The following is a 20,376-nucleotide window of genomic DNA, read 5'->3' on the forward strand; positions in this document are numbered from 1 at the left end:
CTGATTTTTATTCTTCAATAATTTCTATTCCTTTAGGATTTACTTTAGAGACATACGCGAAACTTTCAATGTTGATTTTACTGTAAACAGATTTCATCATTTCTGCTATTTCGTATGAAATTTTTTCGTTTTCGGAAAGCATAAAAACGGAAGGTCCGGAACCTGAAATCCCTCCGCCTAAAGCGCCTAAACCGAGACTTTTTTCTTTAATTTCATTAAATTTAGGAATCAGAAGGCTTCTTACGGGTTCTACAATAACATCCTTTAAACTTCTTCCGATCAGTCCGAAATCATTGTTCTGAATTCCGGCAACCAAACCTGCAATATTTCCCCATTGCTCTATGGCATCCTTTAGAAGAATATTTTTCTTCAGAATCTGTCTTGCATCAGAAGTTTTTACTTCAATCTGCGGATGAACCGCTGTTACAAATAAGTCCGGAGAATTCAGCGGAATAATATCAATAGGATTTGAAGATTTGATTAATGTTATTCCACCAAAAATACAGGGTGTAATATTGTCTGCATGTTTCACTCCTGAAGCTAATTCTTCACCGAACATGGCAAAATAAATCATTTCTTCTTTAGAGAGAATATTTCCCAGTAACCAGTTGGCTCCAAAAGCGGCTCCTGCTGCACTTGCCGCACTGGAACCCAATCCGCTTCCGGGTTTTATCTTTTTATGAATGATTACCTCGAAGCCGTTTTTAAGGTTTAATTCCTCCTGAATTTTCAATAAAACTTTTCCGGCAACATTTTTTGACGTTTCTTCCGGGAGTCCGAAATCGTCTGTGTGTCTGATGATGATTTCAGAGGTTTCCAGCAGTTTCAGTTCCATTACATCAAACGGTTCATGGATTGCCATTCCTAAAATATCGAATCCGCAAACCAGATTGGCAATGGTAGCCGGAATTTTTAATTTAACTTTTTTCATAATCTAACTTTTAAACTGAACGGAGAATATCTGCGAAAACACCACTTGCAGTAACTTCTGCACCGGCTCCCGCTCCTTTTACAACAAGAGGCTGTTTATAATACCTCAACGTTTTGAAAATTACGATATTATCTTTTCCATACAGGTGGAAGAGATCGCTTTCCGGAGCAATATGTTTCAGTCCTACTTTTGCTTTTCCCTCTTTAAATTCAGCAACATATTTTAAAATTTTGCCTTTACTTTTTGCTTCCTCCAAAAGATTCCTGAAATGATCTTCATATTTGTAAAGTGCATCATAAAAGTCGTTTACGCTTCCTTTCATGCATTCTTCAGGAAGAAAACTTTCATTTTCAATGGTATTAAATTCAATGGAATAACCTGCTTCTCTGGCAAGAATCAGAATTTTTCTGGCAACATCAGTTCCCGCCAAATCGAGTCGGGGATCGGGTTCTGTGTAACCTTCTTTTTGAGCCTGAGCTACAATTTCAGAAAATGTTCTGCTTCCGTCGTAATTATTGAAGACAAAATTTAAAGTTCCGCTGAGAACCGCCTGAATCGAAGTAATTTTATCACCGCTTCGGATAAGATCATTAATTGTTCCGATAATCGGCAATCCTGCTCCCACATTGGTTTCAAACAGAAATTGACAGCTATGGTTTCTGGCTGTATTTTTTAAATTTTTATAATTTTCAAAATCAGAAGAAGCGGCAATCTTATTACACGCAACAATGTTTACACTTCTCTTCAGAAGTTGCTCATAGATATTCGGAACTTCAGAACTCGCGGTAACATCTACGAAGACAGAGTTTCTTAGATTTCTTGAAATAATTTCCTGCGCAAATTTTTCCGCAGAAGCTTCCTGACCATTTTGATCGAAGCCAGTAAATTCATTTTCTGAAATTCCTTTGTCTGAGAAAATCATCTTACGGCTGTTGGATAATCCTACAATTCTTAAATTAACAAGAAGGTGTTCTTTAAGATAGTCGTTCTGGCTATAGATCTGCTGAATTAATTTCATTCCCACATTTCCTGTTCCGCAGATGTAGAGATGTACCTGTTTAATTTCGGACTCAAAAAATTCTTCATGCAATACATTAACCGCTTTTGTAATATCTTTTTCTGAAATAACAATGCTGATGTTTTTTTCTGATGATCCCTGAGCAATTGCTCTGATATTGACGCCGTTATTTCCCAGACAACCGAACATTTTGGCGCTTACGCCGCTTCTGCTTTTCATGTTTTCTCCCACCAAAGCAACAATCGCAAGATCTGTTTCTATTTTTACCGGATCAATTCTTTTGAGCTTTAAATCATCTTCAAAAGCAGAATCAATGGCACTTTTTGCATTTAATATGTCCTTTTCGCTGATCGCAATTGTAATAGAGTGTTCTGAAGAACTTTGGGTAATTAAAATGACATTAATCTTTTCCTGACTCAGGCATTGAAATAGTTTTGCGGAAACTCCGGGAATGCCTATCATCCCGCTTCCTTCTACAGTAAGCAGAGCAATGTGGCTCATATTGGATACACCGACAGCAATTTGTTCATTTCCTAAATGAGATTTTTTTACATGATGAGAAATCAATGTTCCCTGAGCTTCAGGATCGAAAGTATTTTTAATTCTCAGATTGATATTTTTCACCATTACCGGCTGAATGGTGGGAGGATACAAAACTTTTGCCCCAAAATGAGAAAGTTCCATCGCTTCGGAATATGAAATTTCAGCAATAGGTTTTGCATGGGAAACCAATCGCGGATCTGAAGTCATCATTCCGCTTACATCGGTCCAGATTTGAAGTTCATCTGCATGGATTATAGAGGCGATGATTGATGCCGTATAATCTGAACCGCCTCTGCCTAATGTTGTGGCATTTTCTTTTGCATCTTTCGCAATGAATCCCGGAGTAATAATGATCTGATTTTTATTTTCATTCAGAAATTTTGTCAGATTTTCTTCTGTAGCTTCAAAATTTACTTTTGCATTGGTGAAATTGCTGTCTGTAATGATGTGAGAATCCATCCAGAAAGCATCCGAACCATTTGACTTTAGTCTTGCTGTGATAATGTTTGAAGATAGAAATTCACCGTACGATGTAATTTTATCTTTGATTCTGTCTGTAAACTCTTTCAGGATAAAAATGCTGTTGCAGATGTCCTCAATATCATTAAAATACTTTTTCACGAAACTAAGCCATGAACTCTGTTCTGCAAAAGGAATAAGATCTTTAACAAGGTCTAAATGTTTTTCTTCAAGATTTTTAAGGATGTGAATATAATTTTCATTGTTGTGAGAAGCGGCTTCTGCAGCTTTTATCAATTGATCTGTAACCCCGTGAAGTGCTGAAACGACAACGATAATTCTGTTGTTCCGAGATTCTTTTTTAATAATGTTTTCTACTAACATTATATTTTGTGAATGGGCAACTGAAGTTCCCCCGAATTTTAAAACTTTCATTATTTGTTTTTTAATTATAGAAAATTGAATTTTACTCTTTAGGAAAAAGAGTACGCAGGCTTATAATGATATGTGAAAATGCACCCCGTTATGGGGTAGTTGTAGTTGTTGTAGCAATAATAGAAACAAAAGATACTTCCGAAATAGAGAAAATCGGAGTGGAAATATCTGATATTTTTATTAATAAATTCATTACTGTACAAACAAATGTACAAATTTTTTGAATAATTAACTTGGTTGGTTGAATTAGTTTCACAAATTGTAACTAATTTTTTTATACAGTCAACATCCTGTAAAATACAAATTTTGTTATTAAGTTTCTGAATTTTAGATTTTTAATGATTTATTATAAATGCTTTTTACTAGATAAGAATTAATTTATCGATAAAAGGTGATTTATTGTGTTTTTTTATTAATTTTAGGCATTCACCAAAACAAATTAATTATTATGAAAAATCTAAAAAAACTGAACAGGCAGAATCTGCGTTCAATCAGCGGAGGTATTACAGACAATTGTGTGGTAGATTCGGATTGTGGTCCAAAAGGATGTGCGGTATGTACAGATCTGAGAGGTAGAAGAGTATGTCTTTATCTTAACAACTACGATCCGTCTAATCCCAATAGCTGCTTAATATTAGAAGGTTAAAAACTCAATTATAATTATTATGAAAAAACTATCAAGATCAAAATTAAAAGAAATTAAAGGAGCAACAAACTGTGGAGGATGTCCTGTTCAGAATAATTACGGGGACGGTCCGGAATATTCAGCTTCATGTGCAAGTTACTTCTCATTATCACAGAACTGCCAGATGTGCGTAGATGTAAGCGCAGACTGTTTTGAAAACTGGAACTAAAAACAAAAAAGCACTGTCAAAACAGTGCTTTTATTTATTTTATACTTTTAGAAAGATCAAGCATCGCTTCGATGGGCTTTAAAGCTCTTAATCTTAAATCTTCATCGATGTTGATTTCCGGAAGCTCATATTTCATACATAAATACAATTTTTCCATGGTATTGCGCTTCATGTAGAAACATTCCGAGCAGTTACAGCTTTCATCAAAAACCAAAGCAGGAATTAATTCTTTATGAGGAGCACGTTTTTTCATTTCGTGAAGAATTCCTTCTTCTGTAGCGATGATGAATTTCTGACAGTCGTCTTTTTCAACATAATTCAACAGGGCAGAAGTGGAACCTATAAAATGAGCCAGCTTTAAAACCGCTTCTTCACTTTCAGGATGTGCAATTAATTTTGCATCAGGATTCTCAGCCAGTTGCTTTGCAATTCTTTCCATAGAAAATGCTTCGTGAACGATGCAGCTTCCGTCCCAAAGAATCATATCGCGTCCTGTTTTCTGAGATAAATATCTCCCTAAGTTTTTATCCGGTGCGAAAATTATCGGTCGGTCTATCGGTAAAGCTTCAATTACCGTTTCAGCATTTGAGCTGGTAACAATAATATCACTTTCCGCTTTCGTTTCTGCGTTACAGTTGATGTAGGTTGCCACCAAAGCATTTGGATGCTGTTCGCGCATTTTTCTCAGACCTTCTCCGGAACATCCGTCTGCTAATGAACATCCTGCCATTGTATCGGGAAGAACTACTTTTTTAGTCGGATTCAGAATCTTCGCCGCTTCCGCCATGAAATGAACTCCGCAGAAAACAATCATGTCCGCATCCGTATCTTTTGCCTGTCTTGCCAGTTGCAGAGAATCTCCCAGAAAATCAGCAATATCCTGAATGTCTCCGGGTTGGTAATAATGCGCCAGAATAACGGCGTTTTTTTCTTTTTTCAATTTAAGAATTGCCTGTACAAGCTCTTCTCCTTGAGGAATTGCTATATCTTTTATATCCAGAAATCCTCTTACAGGGATCGCAGATTTAGCTTTTTCTAATGTTTCGGTACTCATATCAACCTCAATGTTTTAGAATCAGAAATTAAAAAATAGGAATTAAAAATTAGAATTTTGACGTTTTATAATAAACCTCAAGCTTTCCGTTTCCATCATCCGGTCTTTAACTTCCAATAAAATTTTTTATTAAACTTTCTATTTCTTTTTTTGCTTCGTTCAGATCGCTGTTGATGACGATTTTATCAAATTCCTTTGCGTAAGACATTTCTTCTTCTGCCTTTTCAACACGTGTTTTGATTGTCTCTGCATCATCTGTGTTCCTTGAGATCAATCTTCGTTCCAATTCTTCAATGGAAGGCGGTTCAATGAAAATCGACAAAGCTTGTTCTCCGAAATACTTCTTTAAGGAAATTCCGCCTTTTACATCTACATCAAAAATAACCACTTTTCCCTGATTCCAGATCTTTTCTACTTCAGATTTTAATGTTCCGTAATATTTGTCGGTATACACTTCTTCAAATTCTACAAAAGCATCTTCCGCAATTTTCTGTCTGAATTCATCGGGCGTTAAAAAATGATAATCCACCGCATGAACTTCACTGCCTCTCGGCTGTCTCGTTGTACACGAAATCGAAAACTGCAGTTCATTAAAAACCTCCAGAGAATGCTTTACCAGTGTTGTTTTTCCGCTTCCTGAAGGTGCTGAAAATATGATAACTTTATTCATATAGTTGTTGGTTGATAGATTATAGTTGATAGCAGTAAAAAATCCAACAACCATCAACTAAAAACCATCAACTAATTTATAGTACGTTCAACGTTTGTTCTTTAATCTTTTCTAAATCATCCTTCATCATCACGACCAGTTTCTGAATTTCCGAATGATTGGCTTTGGAACCTAATGTGTTGATTTCACGACCGATTTCCTGAGAAATAAATCCAAGTTTCTTACCGTTGAAATCTTCATTGTCCATTACTTCCTTGTAATATTTCAAATGTTGGGAAAGTCTTACTTTTTCTTCCGAAATATCCAGTTTTTCCGTAAAATAAGCCATTTCCTGATAGAAACGCGTTTCATCTACGTTCTCAAATTCTTTTAAAGTTTTCTGATAACGTTCCTTCACGGCAGAAATTCTGTCTTCTTCGAACGGAATAACTTCACCTAAATATTTATCAATATTCTGAATATTTCTTTCAAGCTCTTCATGCAAAATTTTACCTTCCGTTCTTCTGAATTCTTCAAAACGATCCACTGCTGCATTTACAATTTTTGCCAAAGCTTCCCATTCGCCTTCGGATAATTCGTCCGGTCTTGAAGTAATCGCATCCGGAAGTCTTACCGCCATTTTCAGATATTCAAAATCGGGTCCGTCTGAAGCAATGTTTTTCAGCTCCTTCATGTAAGAATCAATTAAACTTTTATTGATTTTCACATCGTTGGACTCCTCAAGATTTTCTATATTGATGTAGCAGTCTACTTTTCCACGGATTATTCTGTCGTTCAGAATTTTTCTTACCTCAAATTCCTTCTCTTTATATCTTAAAGGAATTTTGATATTTAAATCAAAACTTTTACTGTTCAGTGATTTAATATCGATGGTAATTTTTTTACCTTCAAAAACGTCTTCGGCTCTACCAAAGCCGGTCATTGATAAAATCATAGTTTTTTATTGTCCTACAAAGATAAACAATTAAGTTGTATAGTTTGGCTAATGTTGAAAGAGGGAGGCGGGAAGAAGGAAGAAGGAAGAGGGAAGAGGGAATAGGGAAGAAGGGGGCGGGAAGATTGTTGTGGATATTATTGAATACCTATTTTAACATCCATCTTTGTTCTTCCCCATCTTCCAGCCAATTAAATAAACTCATTTTCGTAAATTAGCGCGGTGAAAAAGAAAAATTTAATTTCTGTTGTAGGACCCACCGGAATTGGTAAAACAAGACTGGCAATTGATCTGGCAAAACATTTCAGTACAGAGATTGTTTCGTGTGACTCAAGACAGTTTTTCAGGGAAATGAAAATCGGAACAGCTTCACCGTCTGCTGAAGAACTTGCCGAAGCACCTCATCATTTTATCGGAAATCTTTCGGTGGAAGCATATTATTCGATCGGGCAATATGAGGAAGATGCTTTAAAAAAACTCAATGAACTTTTTGAAAAATATGAAACCGTTATTTTGGTGGGCGGAAGCATGATGTATGAAAAAGCGGTGATTGAAGGGTTGAATGATTTGCCTGAAGCGGATGAAAACAATCAGAAAAAATTACAGAAAATTTTCGAAAAAGAAGGAATCGAAAAACTTCAGGAAATTCTGAAAGAACTCGATCCCGAATATTTTGCGGTAGTCGATTTTCACAATCACAGAAGACTTTTGCGGGCTATCGACGTTATTTGGCAGACGAATAAAAAATATTCTGAACTAATAGCTGTTTCGCAGGATTCCAGAGATTTTAAAACCGTCCGGATCGGAATTGAAGCGCCGAGAGAAGAGTTGTACGACCGGATTAACAGGAGAGTGGATATGATGATGGAAAAAGGTTTATTGGAAGAAGCAAAAAGTCTGGAGAAATTTAAACATCTCACCGCTTTGAATACGGTTGGCTATTCCGAATTATTCAAATATTTTGATGGAGAATGGGATCTTGATTTTGCCGTTTCCGAAATTAAAAAAAACAGCCGGAGATACGCAAAACGACAATTGACTTGGTATCGGAAAGCGGATGATATTCATTATCTGCAACTGGGATATTCGCGGGAGAATTTTGATGGTTTGATTGGTTATATTAATGATGAATTTCAAAAATAAATCTTTTTGAACCATTAAGATTTTTGTTAAGGAGTTTAGAATATTAAGATTGGCTTCGCTTTTAATATAGTGCTGATTGAAAAATCTATTTGATTTTTTTCTTAATTAAACTTAACTCCTTAAATGTTCTTAATGGTTCAAAATTTTCGCAGATTGTCATTCTGACGAAGGAAGAATCTCTACGAAAATATTATAGATTCTTCACTCCATTTCTGAGCTACGTTCGTAGATTTTTAGTCTATGTTCAGAATGACAATGCGAGCGGTTAAAAAATTTAATTTAAACAAAAAAATGCAGCCCCTAAAGACTGCATCCCATAACAATATAATTTTAATTTACTACTTCCAACCGCCTCCTAAAGCCCGGTACAAATCTACAATACTGCTCAATCTCTGCCTTTTCACAGACGCCAGATTAAGCTCTGCCTGCAGTGAATTTCCCTGAGCTGTTATTACTTCTAAATAGTTTGCCATTCCGCCTTTGTACAGCATTTCGGCACTTTTGATTCCGTTTTTTAAGGTTGCCACCTGTTCCGTTGCTTTTTGTTCCTGAACTTTTAAACTCTCATTGGAAACCAAAGCATCAGAAACTTCACCCACTGCATTTAAAACCGACTGACGGAACGCCAATACGTTTTTCTCTCTCTGAATTTTAGCCACATTTAAATCTGTTTTCAATTGTCTTTTCTGGAAAATCGGCTGAGTCAGTCCTCCCAAAACAGAACCGAACAATGAAGCCGGAATCTGAAACCAGTTATCAATCTTAAATGAATTGACGCCGCCATTTGCCGTAATTTTTAAGGAAGGGTACATGTTTGCCTGCGCAATTCCTACCATAGAATTGGATTCCAGTAAAACCAGTTCCTGCTGACGGACATCCGGACGACGGCTTACCATTGCTGCGGGAAGTCCTGCGGAAATGTCCTGTGGTAAAGAAGTATCAGACATTTCAATCGTTCTGTCGATTTTATTTGGATTTTCACCCACCAGAATACTCAGAGCATTTTCCTGAATCGCAATATTTTGTTCCAGTTGCGTAATCAAAAGTTCAGTCGATTGTTTCTGAGCCGTTGCCTGCTGAACGCCTAAAGAAGTGGTGTCACCACTTTGCCATAATTTTTCTGTAAGGGAAAGCGTACGGTTGCTGAGTTCCAGATTAGATTGGGCAATCTGCAATTGTTTATCCAGCATCAACAGATTGTAATATCCTTGCGCAATGGCTGCAACAACCTGTGTCTGAATGGCTTTTGTTGCTTCATAAGTCTGCAGATACTGCATTTTTGAAACTTCCTGCTGATTTTTAATTTTTCCCCAAATATCAGCTTCCCAGGATAAATTGAACGCTGCATTGTAATCTTCAACATAGCTTTTTCCTAAAAATAAGTTCAGACTTTGTCCGTTCATGCTGTTTTTGGAAGGTTTTGAGATCTGTGCGGAAACTCCGAAACCAACATCGGGATATTGAAGATATTTTGCCTGTTTTAATTTCTCCTGTGAAGAAGCAACCTGTTTTAAAGCAATCTGTAAATCGTAATTGTTTTTAATTCCTTTTTCGATTAAGTTTTGCAGCATCGGGTCGCTGAAAAACTGTTTCCATTCCAGGTTCGCAACACTTGCGGTATCGGCTGTTGCTGTATATTTAAAGGTTTCGGGAAGCTCCAGTTCAGGCTCCTTGTATGCCAGTTTCGACACACAGGAGACTGAAACCAAAGCCAGTCCAAAAGTGATGATGATATTTTTTATTCTTTTCATAAAGGTTTAAATTTTTAATGGATTACAAAACTTTGAGAAATTTCTTCAAAGCAGTCTTTAGTAGGAAAAAATGCTTTGCTTTTTATGATTTTAGTTTGAATAGTTTCTTCTCTATTTTTTATTTGAACCATTAAGAAGCATTTAAGGAGTTAAGTTTTAATTAAGAAAATCAAATAGATTTTTTAATAAATATTCTGCTAAAGCGTAGCTCACTTAATATTCTAAACTCCTTAATCAAAATCTTAATGGTTCAAATAATATTAAATTCTCAAAGTTTTGTCAATCATATATTAATGAGCGGCAGCTAAAAGTTCTTCCTCCAGTTTCTGTCTTTGAAGTCTTTTCTTTTTTCTGCTCGGCATTTTTTCGTGTAAATACTGGAAAATCACAAACATCACAGGAATAATGAATACTCCGAATACAACCCCTGTTAACATTCCGCCCACAGTACTCATCCCGATGGAATGATTTCCTTTTGCAGAGGCTCCCTGAGTCCAAACTAACGGAAGCATCCCGATGATGAAGGCAAACGAGGTCATTAAGATCGGTCTTAAACGTAATCTCGAAGCCTGAAGAGCGGATTCTAATAAAGATCGTCCCGCATTTCTTCGCTGTACGGCAAATTCTACGATAAGGATTGCATTTTTCGCTAATAATCCGACCAGCATGATCAATCCGACCTGAACGTAAATGTTGTTATCAATTCCAGCCAGTCCTGTGAAAGCAAATACTCCGAAAATACCTGTAGGAATCGTTAAAATAACGGCAAACGGAAGAATGTAACTTTCGTACTGAGCTGCCAGTAAGAAATAGACAAACAAAATACTTAACATAAAGATAAAAGTAGTCTGTCCGCTTGTTTTAATCTCTTCACGGGTGATTCCTGTCCATTCGTACCCATAACCTCTCGGAAGTGATTTCTGGGCTACTTCTTCCACTGCTTTAATCGCATCTCCGGTACTGTAACCCGGCTTCGGTGTTCCGTTGATCGTCACAGCATTGAACAGGTTGTTTCTCGTAACTGTCTCAGGACCGAAACTTCTTTTTAAAGTCACCAATGTTTTTACAGGAACCATTTCGCCTGATTTATTTTTAACATAAATTCCTTCCAGAGAATTTGCATCCGTACGGTAAGGAATATCAGCCTGAGCCATTACTCTGTAGTATTTTCCGAATCGGTTGAAATCTGAAACAAAGCTGCTTCCGTAATAGATCTGCATTGTCTGCATTAATTCTGTAATTGAAACTCCTAACTGATTGGCTTTATCATTATCCACCTCAATCGTGAATTGAGGATTTCCTGCTGCATACGTTGTAAACGCGAAGGCAATTTCCGGACGTTTCATTAATTCTCCAATGAAAGCCTGAGTGTTGGTTCCTAATTGTTCCAAAGAGCCGTTCGTTCTGTCCTGAAGCATAAATTCAAAACCGGAAACGTTACCAAATCCCTGAACGGTAGGGAAGTTGAAGAAGAATGCATTGGCATCTTTCACCTGCGAAACTTTCCCTGTTAATCCTGCTGCAATCTGATCGGGATCACTGATTTCACCTCGCTGATCATGGTCTTTTAATTTAATGAAACCTGCGGAATACGGAGAAGCATTGGCGTTGCTGATGAAGTTCAGACCGTCTGCAACCCAGAGATTTTTTTTCGCTTTTTCACCGTTGATGATTTTATCGATCTGCTCTGTTGCGTTGTGAGTCCTGTCTAGTGAACTTCCCGGAGGAGTATTCACGGCATACAAAATGAAACCCTGATCTTCGGTAGGAATAAATCCTGACGGTGCTTTTTTAATTAAGAAAACACTTGCGGCAGTCAGCAAAACCAGTCCTCCGACGGCAACCCATTTGTTTTTAATTAAAAATTTAAGACTGTAAATATATTTTTTAGTTAAATTATTAAAGCTCGTATTGAAAGCATTGAAAAATCTCGCTCCGAAACCTGTTTTTTTGCCATGTTCACCGTGTTCTCCCTGAGGATCATTTAATAATAAAGCACAAAGAGCCGGACTTAATGTTAAGGCATTCACCGCAGAAATCATAATGGCAATTGCCAGTGTAAAGGCAAACTGTCTGTAGAAAACTCCTGCAGGTCCCTGCATGAAACCAACCGGGATAAACACGGCACACATCACCAGAGTAATGGAAATAATGGCTCCGGAAATTTCACTCATCGAACTTGTGGTGGCTTGTTCCACAGGCATTCCGGTATGTTCCATTTTGGAGTGAATGGCTTCTACCACCACAATTGCATCATCCACCACAATACCAATCGCGAGTACCAAGGCAAACAAAGTCAGCATATTGATACTGAAACCAAATAACTGTAAGAAAAAGAAGGTACCGATAATCGCAACAGGAACCGCAATGGCAGGAATTAAAGTAGATCTGAAATCCTGAAGGAAAATATACACCACAATGAATACAAGGATAAATGCAATCACTAAAGTTTCAACAACCTGATGAATCGACGCGTCTAAGAAATCTTTAGAATTGTACATGATGATCGGTTCCACTCCTTTTGGAAGCGTTGTTTTGAACTGGTCTACCTGTTTTTCAATTTCTGTTAAGATCTCGTTGGCGTTGGAACCGGCAGTCTGCATAATCGCAAATCCGGCTACCGGTTTCCCGTCCACTCTGTTAGCTGCTGTATAGGTATAAGATCCGAATTCTACTCTTGCCACATCTTTTAATCTTAAAAATGAACCGTCTGTATTGGCTTTAATAGCAATGTTTTCGTAGTCTTCGTTCTTGTTTAATTTTCCTTTATACTTTAAAATATATTCATAAGTTTCCTTGCTTCCCTGTCCCAAACGACCGGGAGCGGCTTCTAAATTGTGATCTTTTACTGCGTTCAGAACTTCCTGAGGCGAAAGTCCGTTTGCTGTTAATCTGTCCGGTTTCAGCCAGAGTCTCATGGAATAATCTCTCGTTCCGAAAACCTGCGCCTGAGCAACTCCGGGAATACGCTGAATCTGCGGAATGATATTAATTTTCAGATAATTCTGTAAAAAAAGTTCGTCATATTGTTTAGGATCGTTACTGGATAACCCCATGAACATGATCATACTGTTTTGTACTTTCTGCGTAGAAACTCCTGCCTGAACTACTTCCTGCGGAAGCTGGCTCATTGCTTTCGATACTCGGTTCTGTACGTTTACTGCTGCGTTATCTGCATCAGAACCCTGCTTGAAGAAGACATTCAGCGTCATCGTACCGTCGTTACTGGAATTGGAAGTCATGTACGTCATGTTTTCAACCCCGTTCACTGCTTCTTCGATAGGCGTAGCTACAGAACGTGCGACAACCTCCGAATTTGCTCCCGGATAAAATGCCGTTACCTGAACGCTCGGCGGAGCAATATCCGGAAAGAGAGCAATGGGTAAATTAAAGAGGGAGAGTGCCCCCAATAATAAAAGTATTATGGAGATCACGGTAGAGAGTACCGGTCTTTCTATAAATTGTTTTAACATAAGAAGTTTATTTTTTAATGTGGTTTAAACGATATTCTTACCGCAAAAGGAACAAAAAACAATGGTAATTTTTTAAGGTTATTAAAAAGTTTACAAAAATGTAAATCAAATATTTTCAAAAACTTACATATACTTATTGAGCGATTGCTTTTTAACTTACAATAACTTAAGTGTTTAAAATCTTATATGACTTTTGTGGTTAAAGAAGTTTAAACGGTTATAATGGTTTTGCTTTCAGTAAGCTGTCGGATGAAATCGCTTTCGGCTTGATAGAAGCACCATCTTTTAACATTCCGATTCCGGTGAATACGATTTTTTCTCCCGGTTTTATTCCTTCGGAAATGAAATAGTAGTTTTCAGTTTTTCCTGAGATTTTTACAGGTTTACCGGTTACTTTCTGGTCTTTGCCAACCACGTAAACATAGGTTTTATCCTGAATTTCAAACGTAGATTCCTGCGGAATGACTACTGCATTTGATATCAATTGAGGCATACGAACTCTGCCTGTATTTCCTGTTCTCAACGTTCCGTTGGCATTTGGGAAAACTGCACGAACGCTGATTGCTCCTGTAGATTTGTCGAACTGTCCGTCTACGATGCTCATTTTTCCTTTTTGCGGATAGACACTGTTGTCGGCAATCACCAAATCCACCATCGGCATATTTTTCAGTTTTTCTTCTAAACTTGCGCCCTCATATTTATTCTGAAAAGCGATAAAATCAAGTTCGCTTAAAGAAAAGTAAGCATATATCTCGCTGATGTCTGATAGTAAAGTCAGCGGATTCACATCTGTTCTGGAGATCAGACTTCCTTTTTTGTGAGTAATTCTTCCGATGTATCCGCTTACCGGAGCCGTAATGGTTGTAAATCCGATATTGATTCTTGCACCTCCAACGGAAGCTTTCGCCTGTGAAGCGGCGGCAACTGCGGCGGCGTAATTTGCTTTTGCCGTTCTCAATTGTACTTCAGAAACGACTTTTGCAGCAACAAGAGGTTCCAGCCTGTCAACTTCCACTTTAGCTTTCTGGATATTGGCATTGGCAACCTGTAAGTTGGCATTTGCCATATTCATCTGCTCTCCGTAAGCTCTGGAATCTATTTTAAATAATGGCTGTCCGGCTCTTACGTAAGCGCCTTCTTCCACATAGATTTTATCTAAATATCCGTCGACCTGAGACCGGATTTCCACGTTGTTTTTTCCTTCCAAAGCGGCAGGAAATTCCTGATAGGTTGTTGCCGGAGATGTAATGACGGTATAAACGGGCAGTTCTGGAGCGGGTGGAGCAGCGTTGGCTCCTTCTGCAACCTTTGTACAGTTTTGTAAAAGGATAATTCCTGAGAGAAGTACAATGAATCTTATTTTTCCAAATATTTTCATTTTGAGTTTAATTTTTAATGAAGTGTTAGATTAAGTAGTGATGTTTTTAAGTTGAATTCTGTTATTTTTTCTAACGGTGTTAATTTTTAGTTCAAAAAAAATTACAGAATTCTTAATGTCGACTTTCAGATCGTTGTTTCCATGAGAAGAACTTTTTAATGTTGGTTAAATATGACTTATATGAGGTGTGAAGTGTGTTACTTTTGCTAACGGTGTTAATTGTTAAAGTAAAAAAAGATCAATAATTAATTGTTTACATTCTGCAAGATTGGTTTTTTAATTTTTAATTCGGTTTAAATGAATAATTTACATTAATGGATGTTAATATTCCTAACGGTGTTAATTTTTAGTTCAAAAAAATTTATAAAGACTTAATGAAAGCAGAAACTGTTTCATCTAAAGTCGTTTTGTTCATGGTAGAAGGAATATCGTCATTACGCATCATCATAATTGATATCAAGCCATGAACTGCTGAAAATAAGGCGTGTGACATATGACAGGCATTATCCGGATTTGATCCGTTTTTCTTAATAATCTCGTATGTACACTCGTAAAGCATATTCTGGAAAGAAGAAAATTCTTCCTTCATCATTCCTTTTCCGCTGCACTGCATTCCCAATCCGAACATTAGCTGATAATACTCTTTGTTGTTAAATGCGAACTTCCAGTAAGCATCCACAATAGCTTTCAGTTGTTCGTCAGGAGCTTCATATTCTCTCTGGGCTTTCAGTAATTCTATGTGTAAACAGTTGAAACCATTCAGCGAAATTTCATACAAAATCGCTTCTTTGTTTTCAAAATAATCATAAACCACCGGTGCGCTGTATTCTATGGCATCAGCAATTTTTCTCATGGAAAGGGATGCCCATCCTTCGGTTTTAGCCAAAGAAAACGCAGCATCCAGAATACTGGCGCGTATATTTTCTTTTTCCCGTTGCCGACGTTCGTGCAGACCCATGATTTTTAATTACTAACAGTGTTAGCAAAATTACAAACTTTTGAGAATATCTTCCAAACAAATTTTACGCTTTAACTTTTAAAGTAAGATTTTGAAGATGTTTTTAATTTGGCTGGATGCTTGAAGGATGGGAGCTGGAAGTATTTTTAATGTGTTGATATTTTAATTATTGTAAAAATTAATAGAGTTTATAGTCCCATTCAATCGATTGTAATTTCTGAGACTTCCATCTTCTCGCATCCATCCTCCATACTATAATAATCAAGAAATTCTATATCTTTGTAACCAAATAAAAAAGTTATGAATACTCCCTCAAATATGATCGAATTGGGTACAAAAGCTCCTTTTTTTGAGCTTCCGAACCCGTCAAAAAGTAACGAAATTCAGTCTTTGGATGAACTGAAAGGCGAAAAAGGAACTTTGGTGATCTTTATGTGCAACCACTGTCCGTTTGTTCTTCATGTAATTGATAAATTAACCGAACTGTATGAAGATTACAACGAAAGAGGAATTGAATTTATCGCCATCAACTCGAATGATGTGGAAAAATATCCCGCAGATTCTCCTGAAAAGATGATTGAATTTCAGATTGAAAGAAAGTTTGATTTCCCTTATTTATACGACGAAAGTCAGGCAATCGCAAAAGCGTATGATGCAGCCTGCACACCGGATTTCTTTTTCTTTGATGAAAAACTGGATCTGATCTACAGAGGACAGATGGACGATTCCAGACCGGGAAATCACAAAGAAGTAACAGGAGAAGATCTGATTATTGCTTTCGAAAATCTTTTGTTGGGAGAACCACAGGAAGAAATTCAGAAACCGAGCATGGGATGCAATATCAAGTGGAAGTAATTTTTGACTGATAATAATTGCGGGCTGTCAGTTGATAGCTTTGCAATTCAAATACATAAAGCTGTTCTTTTTGAATAGCTTTTTTGTTTTGTAATAATTTGAAAATAAATTGTTTAATTTTAGTTGAGAAAGTTATCCACAATTTTATCCACAGAGTTATCCACAATTTATTTTGCTAAAAACCTGCTTTTACTTTTACTTTTTCTTCTACCTTTAAATCTACATTCACTCTGTTCTGTGGAAAATTTTTCATGAATTCGGAAGGCGTTTTTCCGGTATATTTTTTAAACATTCTGTTGAAATACGTTACGTTATTAAAACCACAGCTATAACTGCATTCTGAAATACTTTTATCCTGTGCCATCAGTAAACAGGCTTTATTGATGCGGTAGCGGTTCACAAATTCGGTGAAGGTAATCTGGGTTGCTTTTTTGAAAAAATTACAAAATGCAGGTAAAGTAAGATTGGCAAGTTTGGCGACGTCCTCAATGTCAATTTCTTTATCATAATGATGTTCCACGTAAGTGAAAATATTTTCCAGTCTTGTTTTGTTTTTGGAAATAATCGTGTAAGGCATAATTTCCTTATTCAGAAGTTCGTAATCATCACATTTTGAAAGCTCAAAAAGAATTTCCAGCAATAAAAGATATCTTTTGTAGCCTTCAGATTTCAACATCAGCTTTAGTTTCGGAAGCATATTGATGTGAACCTCATCATGAAAATGAATTCCGTATTTTGACAGCTCCAGAAGATTTTTAATGGATCTTGCTTCAACTTCCTCCTGTGGAAACTGCAGGATCTCCTCTTTAAACTGCAAAACAATTTCTTCATGTGGATCGATAGAATTCAGTCCAAAACCGGAGTGGGGGATATTGGAACCAATTAACACAAGATCTCCGTTCGTATAATTGCTTTTGTGATAACCAACGTGCCTTGTTCCGCTCCCGGAAACTACACAGACGAGCTCAATTTCGGGATGATAATGGTATTCCCATTTAAATTCCGAGATCGGTGAATTATTGTGAATCGTGCGAAAAGAACTCTTTTCATCGGGGATTACGCGCTCAAAAGTGACTTTCATTTAGTTAATCATATTTTGAAGCCTAAAATAATAATTATATTAATATAGTTCAAATATTCATTTATGATGTTAAATTAATGTTAAGGCAAATGAATATATCTTAGCCCACAAGAAATTATATGAATGAAAAATTTCAATATTAAGGCAGTTTTATTTTTAAATTATTTTGTTTTCGCGATTCTTCTGAATTCCGTGGGAACAGTAATTTTACAGATGCAGCAGAATTTCGGGATCTCCAAATCTTCAGCAAGTGTTCTGGAGGGTTTTAAAGATCTGCCGATTGCGATCTGTTCATTCATTCTGGCTTCGTTCTTACCCAAAATAGGAATTAAAAGATCTATGCTGATCGCTTTGCTTTTGGTGAGCTGCATGTGTTTCGTAATGCCTTTTGCCAATGCGTTTTGGTTTTTCAAATTATTGTTTACGATTGTCGGGGTTTCTTTTGCGTTAATTAAGATTTCCGTTTTCACTTCTATCGGTTTGGTAACGGATTCAGATAAGGAGCATTCAAGTTTTATGGGTTATCTGGAAGGTTTTTTTATGATCGGCGTATTATTGGGAAATGTTTTATTCAGCTTATTCATAGACGACCACAATCCGAGATCGACCCATTGGCTGAATGTGTATTGGGTTTTAGGAGGACTTTCGGCTCTGTCTTTTCTGTTCCTGTTTTTTACCAGATTAAATGAAAACGAAGCGAAAAGTGAGAAAACAGATTTGTTGGGAGATCTGAAAAACAGTGTGAGTTTATTCAGCTATAAAAAAGTCCTGTTCTTTTTATTGTGCGCTTTCCTTTTTGTTTTGGTAGAGCAGAGTTTCCAGACCTGGACGCCGACTTTTTACAAGGAAATTTTAAAAGTTCCGACTTCCATGAGTATTCAGGCGGGAGCGGTTTTGGCGGGAGCTTTCGCACTGGGAAGATTTCTTTCGGGTTTTTTCTCTAAAAAATTCAGTTGGATTTATGTGGTTTCGTTTTGCGTGGTAGGTTTTGCCATAAGTATTTTATTGGTTCTGCCTTTAACTCACAATATTAATATTGATGCGGGAACGACCTGGTTAAATGCTCCTTTGGTTGTTTACTTATTTCCTTTGATGGGCGGTTTATTGGCTCCTATTTATCCAAGCATCAACTCGGTGATTTTAGCCTCGATTCCCAAATATTTACACAGCGCAATGTCGGGTTTAATTGTCGTGTTCTCGGCAATCGGAGGAACTATCGGATCGATTATTACAGGTTTTGTGTTTCAGGAATTCAGCGGACAGCAGGCATTTTACCTTTCATTAATACCGCTTTCACTGTTGATTGTTTCAGCAGTTATTATGAACAAATTAAAAATAAATCCTAAAAAATAAAATGAACAAGCAATTATATATACATGAAATTCAGGCTCTTTTTGATGATGTACAGAGATCAGAGGTTTTTGAAGATCAGAAGATGATGACGGATGCGGTTCCTTTGTTTCCGGTCGAAGAAATTAATGCAAAATATGAAGCAGAAAAACAGTCAGAGAATTTTAATCTGAAAGAATTTGTCCTGTCAAATTTCGATTTTTTAGGAGCTAAAATTTCGATTCAGAGAGAAAATCATCTTCCGATTGAGGAACATATTGAAAAATTATGGGATGAACTGACAAGAACAGCTTATGAGGAAAAGGGGACTTTACTGAAACTTCCAAAACCGTATGTGGTTCCGGGAGGTCGTTTCAATGAATTTTTCTACTGGGACAGTTATTACATCATGTTGGGGCTTCAGGTTTCCGGAAGAGTGGAAATGATGGAAAATATTATTGAAAACTGTTCTTATCTCATTCAGAATGTAGGATTTGTACCGAATGCAAGCCGCACTCATTTCTTAAGCCGTTCTCAGCCGCCCTATTTCTCGTTGATGCTGGATCTGCTTTTCGAAACAACAAAAGACGAAAATATCTACATCAGATACTACGACACCTTAGAAAAGGAATATGCTTTCTGGATGAACGGAACGCAAAAACTGGAAAATGGTTCGGCGGTAAACAGAGTAGTGAAAACAATTCACGGAGATGTATTGAACAGATATTATGATGCTGAAAACATACCGCGCCCTGAAAGTTATTTAATTGATATTGAAGACAGTGAAAATGCGGGAGAAGAATTTTACCGAAACATCAGAAGCGCCTGCGAATCGGGTTGGGATTTTTCCAGCAGATGGTTTGCAGACGGAGAACATATACAGACTATTGAAACGTTGAATCTTGCTGAAGTTGATCTGAACTGCCTTTTATGGCATTTGGAAAAAACACTCGCAAAATCTTCATCGCTTCAAAAATTAAATGAAAAAGAAATTGATTATTCTGAAAGAGCAGCAAAGCGAAGACAAATAATAGATCAGTATTTCTGGGACGAAACTTCCGGAACGTACAAAGATTATCATATTCAAAAAAACACAAACACAGCGTCTGAACATATTGCTGCTCTTTATCCTTTATTCCTGAAAATCGCGAGTGAAGATCAGGCAAAAGCTGTTGCAAAAATTATTGAAGAAAAATTTCTGTATCAGGGAGGTTTGGTAACGACGACTCAAAACACAGGTCAGCAATGGGATTTTCCAAACGCCTGGGCGCCGTATCAGTGGTTGGGTTATCAGTCGATGAAAAACTACGGTTTTGATGATCTGGCTGAAAAAATTAAAAACAACTGGTGCAGCAATGTGGAAAGAGTGTACAAAAACACCGGAAAACTGATGGAAAAATACAATGCTTTAGACATCGAAACCGTTGCAGGAGGCGGAGAATATCCTAATCAGGATGGTTTCGGATGGACAAACGGAGTGTATCTCAAATTAAAAAAGAATTAAAACTAA

The 20,376-nt window shown here is 37.0% G+C and carries 16 protein-coding genes; 6 read left to right on the top strand and 10 right to left on the bottom strand.

The genetic code is table 11. The features are described 5' to 3' along the window. Window positions 1-7: 7 nt before the first annotated feature. Window positions 8-931 (bottom strand): homoserine kinase, encoded by a 924-nt coding sequence (locus QWT87_RS10275; RefSeq protein ID WP_302715952.1) that lies wholly within the window; start codon window positions 929-931, stop codon window positions 8-10. 10 nt (window positions 932-941) lie between these two features. After that, on the bottom strand, window positions 942-3,386 hold the full coding sequence (gene thrA, locus QWT87_RS10280) for a bifunctional aspartate kinase/homoserine dehydrogenase I (RefSeq protein ID WP_302715953.1): 2,445 nt from the start codon (window positions 3,384-3,386) through the stop codon (window positions 942-944). A 448-nt stretch (window positions 3,387-3,834) separates the two neighbouring features. On the opposite strand from thrA, the gene QWT87_RS10285 reads away from it, so the two are divergent. Both QWT87_RS10285 and QWT87_RS10290 read left to right on the top strand, forming a co-directional pair. Next, window positions 3,835-4,032, top strand: coding sequence for a bacteriocin-like protein (locus tag QWT87_RS10285; protein ID WP_185208345.1), 198 nt, complete (start codon window positions 3,835-3,837; stop codon window positions 4,030-4,032). A gap of 19 nt (window positions 4,033-4,051) precedes the next feature. Next, window positions 4,052-4,240, top strand: coding sequence for a hypothetical protein (locus tag QWT87_RS10290; protein ID WP_087712301.1), 189 nt, complete (start codon window positions 4,052-4,054; stop codon window positions 4,238-4,240). Between the two features lie 34 nt (window positions 4,241-4,274). On the opposite strand, the gene nadA is transcribed toward QWT87_RS10290, so the two are convergent. The 3 genes from nadA to QWT87_RS10305 form a co-directional block, all read right to left on the bottom strand. Beyond that, window positions 4,275-5,294 (bottom strand): quinolinate synthase NadA, encoded by a 1,020-nt coding sequence (nadA, locus tag QWT87_RS10295; protein ID WP_302715956.1) that lies wholly within the window; start codon window positions 5,292-5,294, stop codon window positions 4,275-4,277. 106 nt (window positions 5,295-5,400) lie between these two features. Continuing rightward, the gene (gene gmk, locus QWT87_RS10300; RefSeq protein WP_185208351.1) at window positions 5,401-5,964 is read right to left on the bottom strand and encodes a guanylate kinase; all 564 of its coding nucleotides are present in this window, start codon (window positions 5,962-5,964) and stop codon (window positions 5,401-5,403) included. Between the two features lie 76 nt (window positions 5,965-6,040). Then, window positions 6,041-6,898 carry a YicC family protein gene (locus QWT87_RS10305; protein ID WP_302715958.1) on the bottom strand — a complete coding sequence of 286 codons (858 nt, stop codon included), beginning with the start codon at window positions 6,896-6,898 and terminating at the stop codon, window positions 6,041-6,043. A gap of 222 nt (window positions 6,899-7,120) precedes the next feature. On the opposite strand from QWT87_RS10305, the gene miaA reads away from it, so the two are divergent. Further along, window positions 7,121-8,041, top strand: coding sequence for a tRNA (adenosine(37)-N6)-dimethylallyltransferase MiaA (gene miaA / locus QWT87_RS10310; protein ID WP_302715959.1), 921 nt, complete (start codon window positions 7,121-7,123; stop codon window positions 8,039-8,041). Between the two features lie 338 nt (window positions 8,042-8,379). On the opposite strand, the gene QWT87_RS10315 is transcribed toward miaA, so the two are convergent. The 4 genes from QWT87_RS10315 to QWT87_RS10330 form a co-directional block, all read right to left on the bottom strand. Further along, on the bottom strand, window positions 8,380-9,792 hold the full coding sequence (locus tag QWT87_RS10315; protein WP_268055055.1) for an efflux transporter outer membrane subunit: 1,413 nt from the start codon (window positions 9,790-9,792) through the stop codon (window positions 8,380-8,382). 290 nt (window positions 9,793-10,082) lie between these two features. Further along, window positions 10,083-13,265, bottom strand: a complete 3,183-nt coding sequence (locus QWT87_RS10320; protein WP_302715960.1) for an efflux RND transporter permease subunit — start codon at window positions 13,263-13,265, stop codon at window positions 10,083-10,085. 217 nt (window positions 13,266-13,482) lie between these two features. Continuing rightward, window positions 13,483-14,643: an efflux RND transporter periplasmic adaptor subunit gene (locus QWT87_RS10325; RefSeq protein ID WP_302715961.1), complete on the bottom strand. Its 1,161-nt coding sequence runs from the start codon at window positions 14,641-14,643 to the stop codon at window positions 13,483-13,485. Window positions 14,644-15,004: 361 nt separating this feature from the next. Next, on the bottom strand, window positions 15,005-15,601 hold the full coding sequence (locus QWT87_RS10330; RefSeq protein WP_302715962.1) for a TetR/AcrR family transcriptional regulator: 597 nt from the start codon (window positions 15,599-15,601) through the stop codon (window positions 15,005-15,007). Between the two features lie 300 nt (window positions 15,602-15,901). On the opposite strand from QWT87_RS10330, the gene QWT87_RS10335 reads away from it, so the two are divergent. Continuing rightward, entirely contained in the window at window positions 15,902-16,456 is a 555-nt protein-coding gene (locus QWT87_RS10335; RefSeq protein WP_302715964.1) for a thioredoxin family protein, read from the top strand. Between the two features lie 175 nt (window positions 16,457-16,631). Here the strand turns inward: QWT87_RS10335 and QWT87_RS10340 are convergent, their stop codons facing one another. After that, window positions 16,632-17,537 carry an AraC family transcriptional regulator gene (locus QWT87_RS10340; RefSeq protein WP_302715966.1) on the bottom strand — a complete coding sequence of 302 codons (906 nt, stop codon included), beginning with the start codon at window positions 17,535-17,537 and terminating at the stop codon, window positions 16,632-16,634. Window positions 17,538-17,660: 123 nt separating this feature from the next. On the opposite strand from QWT87_RS10340, the gene QWT87_RS10345 reads away from it, so the two are divergent. Continuing rightward, the gene (locus QWT87_RS10345; RefSeq protein ID WP_302715967.1) at window positions 17,661-18,890 is read left to right on the top strand and encodes an MFS transporter; all 1,230 of its coding nucleotides are present in this window, start codon (window positions 17,661-17,663) and stop codon (window positions 18,888-18,890) included. A 1-nt stretch (window position 18,891) separates the two neighbouring features. After that, complete coding sequence (locus tag QWT87_RS10350) at window positions 18,892-20,370, top strand: trehalase family glycosidase (protein ID WP_302715968.1); 1,479 nt, start codon at window positions 18,892-18,894, stop codon at window positions 20,368-20,370. Window positions 20,371-20,376: the final 6 nt, after the last annotated feature.

The organism is Chryseobacterium urinae, from assembly GCF_030518295.1.
Taxonomy (GTDB): Bacteria; Bacteroidota; Bacteroidia; order Flavobacteriales; family Weeksellaceae; genus Chryseobacterium; species Chryseobacterium mucoviscidosis.

Coding starts and splice junctions, on each gene's coding strand:
- QWT87_RS10285 (WP_185208345.1), top strand. CDS start 3,835: ATGAAAAATCTAAAAAAACTGAACAGGCAGAATCTGCGTTCAATCAGC.
- QWT87_RS10305 (WP_302715958.1), bottom strand. CDS start 6,898: ATGATTTTATCAATGACCGGCTTTGGTAGAGCCGAAGACGTTTTTGAA.
- nadA (WP_302715956.1), bottom strand. CDS start 5,294: ATGAGTACCGAAACATTAGAAAAAGCTAAATCTGCGATCCCTGTAAGA.
- QWT87_RS10330 (WP_302715962.1), bottom strand. CDS start 15,601: ATGGGTCTGCACGAACGTCGGCAACGGGAAAAAGAAAATATACGCGCC.
- QWT87_RS10275 (WP_302715952.1), bottom strand. CDS start 931: ATGAAAAAAGTTAAATTAAAAATTCCGGCTACCATTGCCAATCTGGTT.
- QWT87_RS10345 (WP_302715967.1), top strand. CDS start 17,661: ATGAAAAATTTCAATATTAAGGCAGTTTTATTTTTAAATTATTTTGTT.
- gmk (WP_185208351.1), bottom strand. CDS start 5,964: ATGAATAAAGTTATCATATTTTCAGCACCTTCAGGAAGCGGAAAAACA.
- thrA (WP_302715953.1), bottom strand. CDS start 3,386: ATGAAAGTTTTAAAATTCGGGGGAACTTCAGTTGCCCATTCACAAAAT.
- QWT87_RS10340 (WP_302715966.1), bottom strand. CDS start 17,537: ATGAAAGTCACTTTTGAGCGCGTAATCCCCGATGAAAAGAGTTCTTTT.
- QWT87_RS10290 (WP_087712301.1), top strand. CDS start 4,052: ATGAAAAAACTATCAAGATCAAAATTAAAAGAAATTAAAGGAGCAACA.
- QWT87_RS10315 (WP_268055055.1), bottom strand. CDS start 9,792: ATGAAAAGAATAAAAAATATCATCATCACTTTTGGACTGGCTTTGGTT.
- QWT87_RS10325 (WP_302715961.1), bottom strand. CDS start 14,643: ATGAAAATATTTGGAAAAATAAGATTCATTGTACTTCTCTCAGGAATT.
- QWT87_RS10335 (WP_302715964.1), top strand. CDS start 15,902: ATGAATACTCCCTCAAATATGATCGAATTGGGTACAAAAGCTCCTTTT.
- QWT87_RS10320 (WP_302715960.1), bottom strand. CDS start 13,265: ATGTTAAAACAATTTATAGAAAGACCGGTACTCTCTACCGTGATCTCC.
- QWT87_RS10350 (WP_302715968.1), top strand. CDS start 18,892: ATGAACAAGCAATTATATATACATGAAATTCAGGCTCTTTTTGATGAT.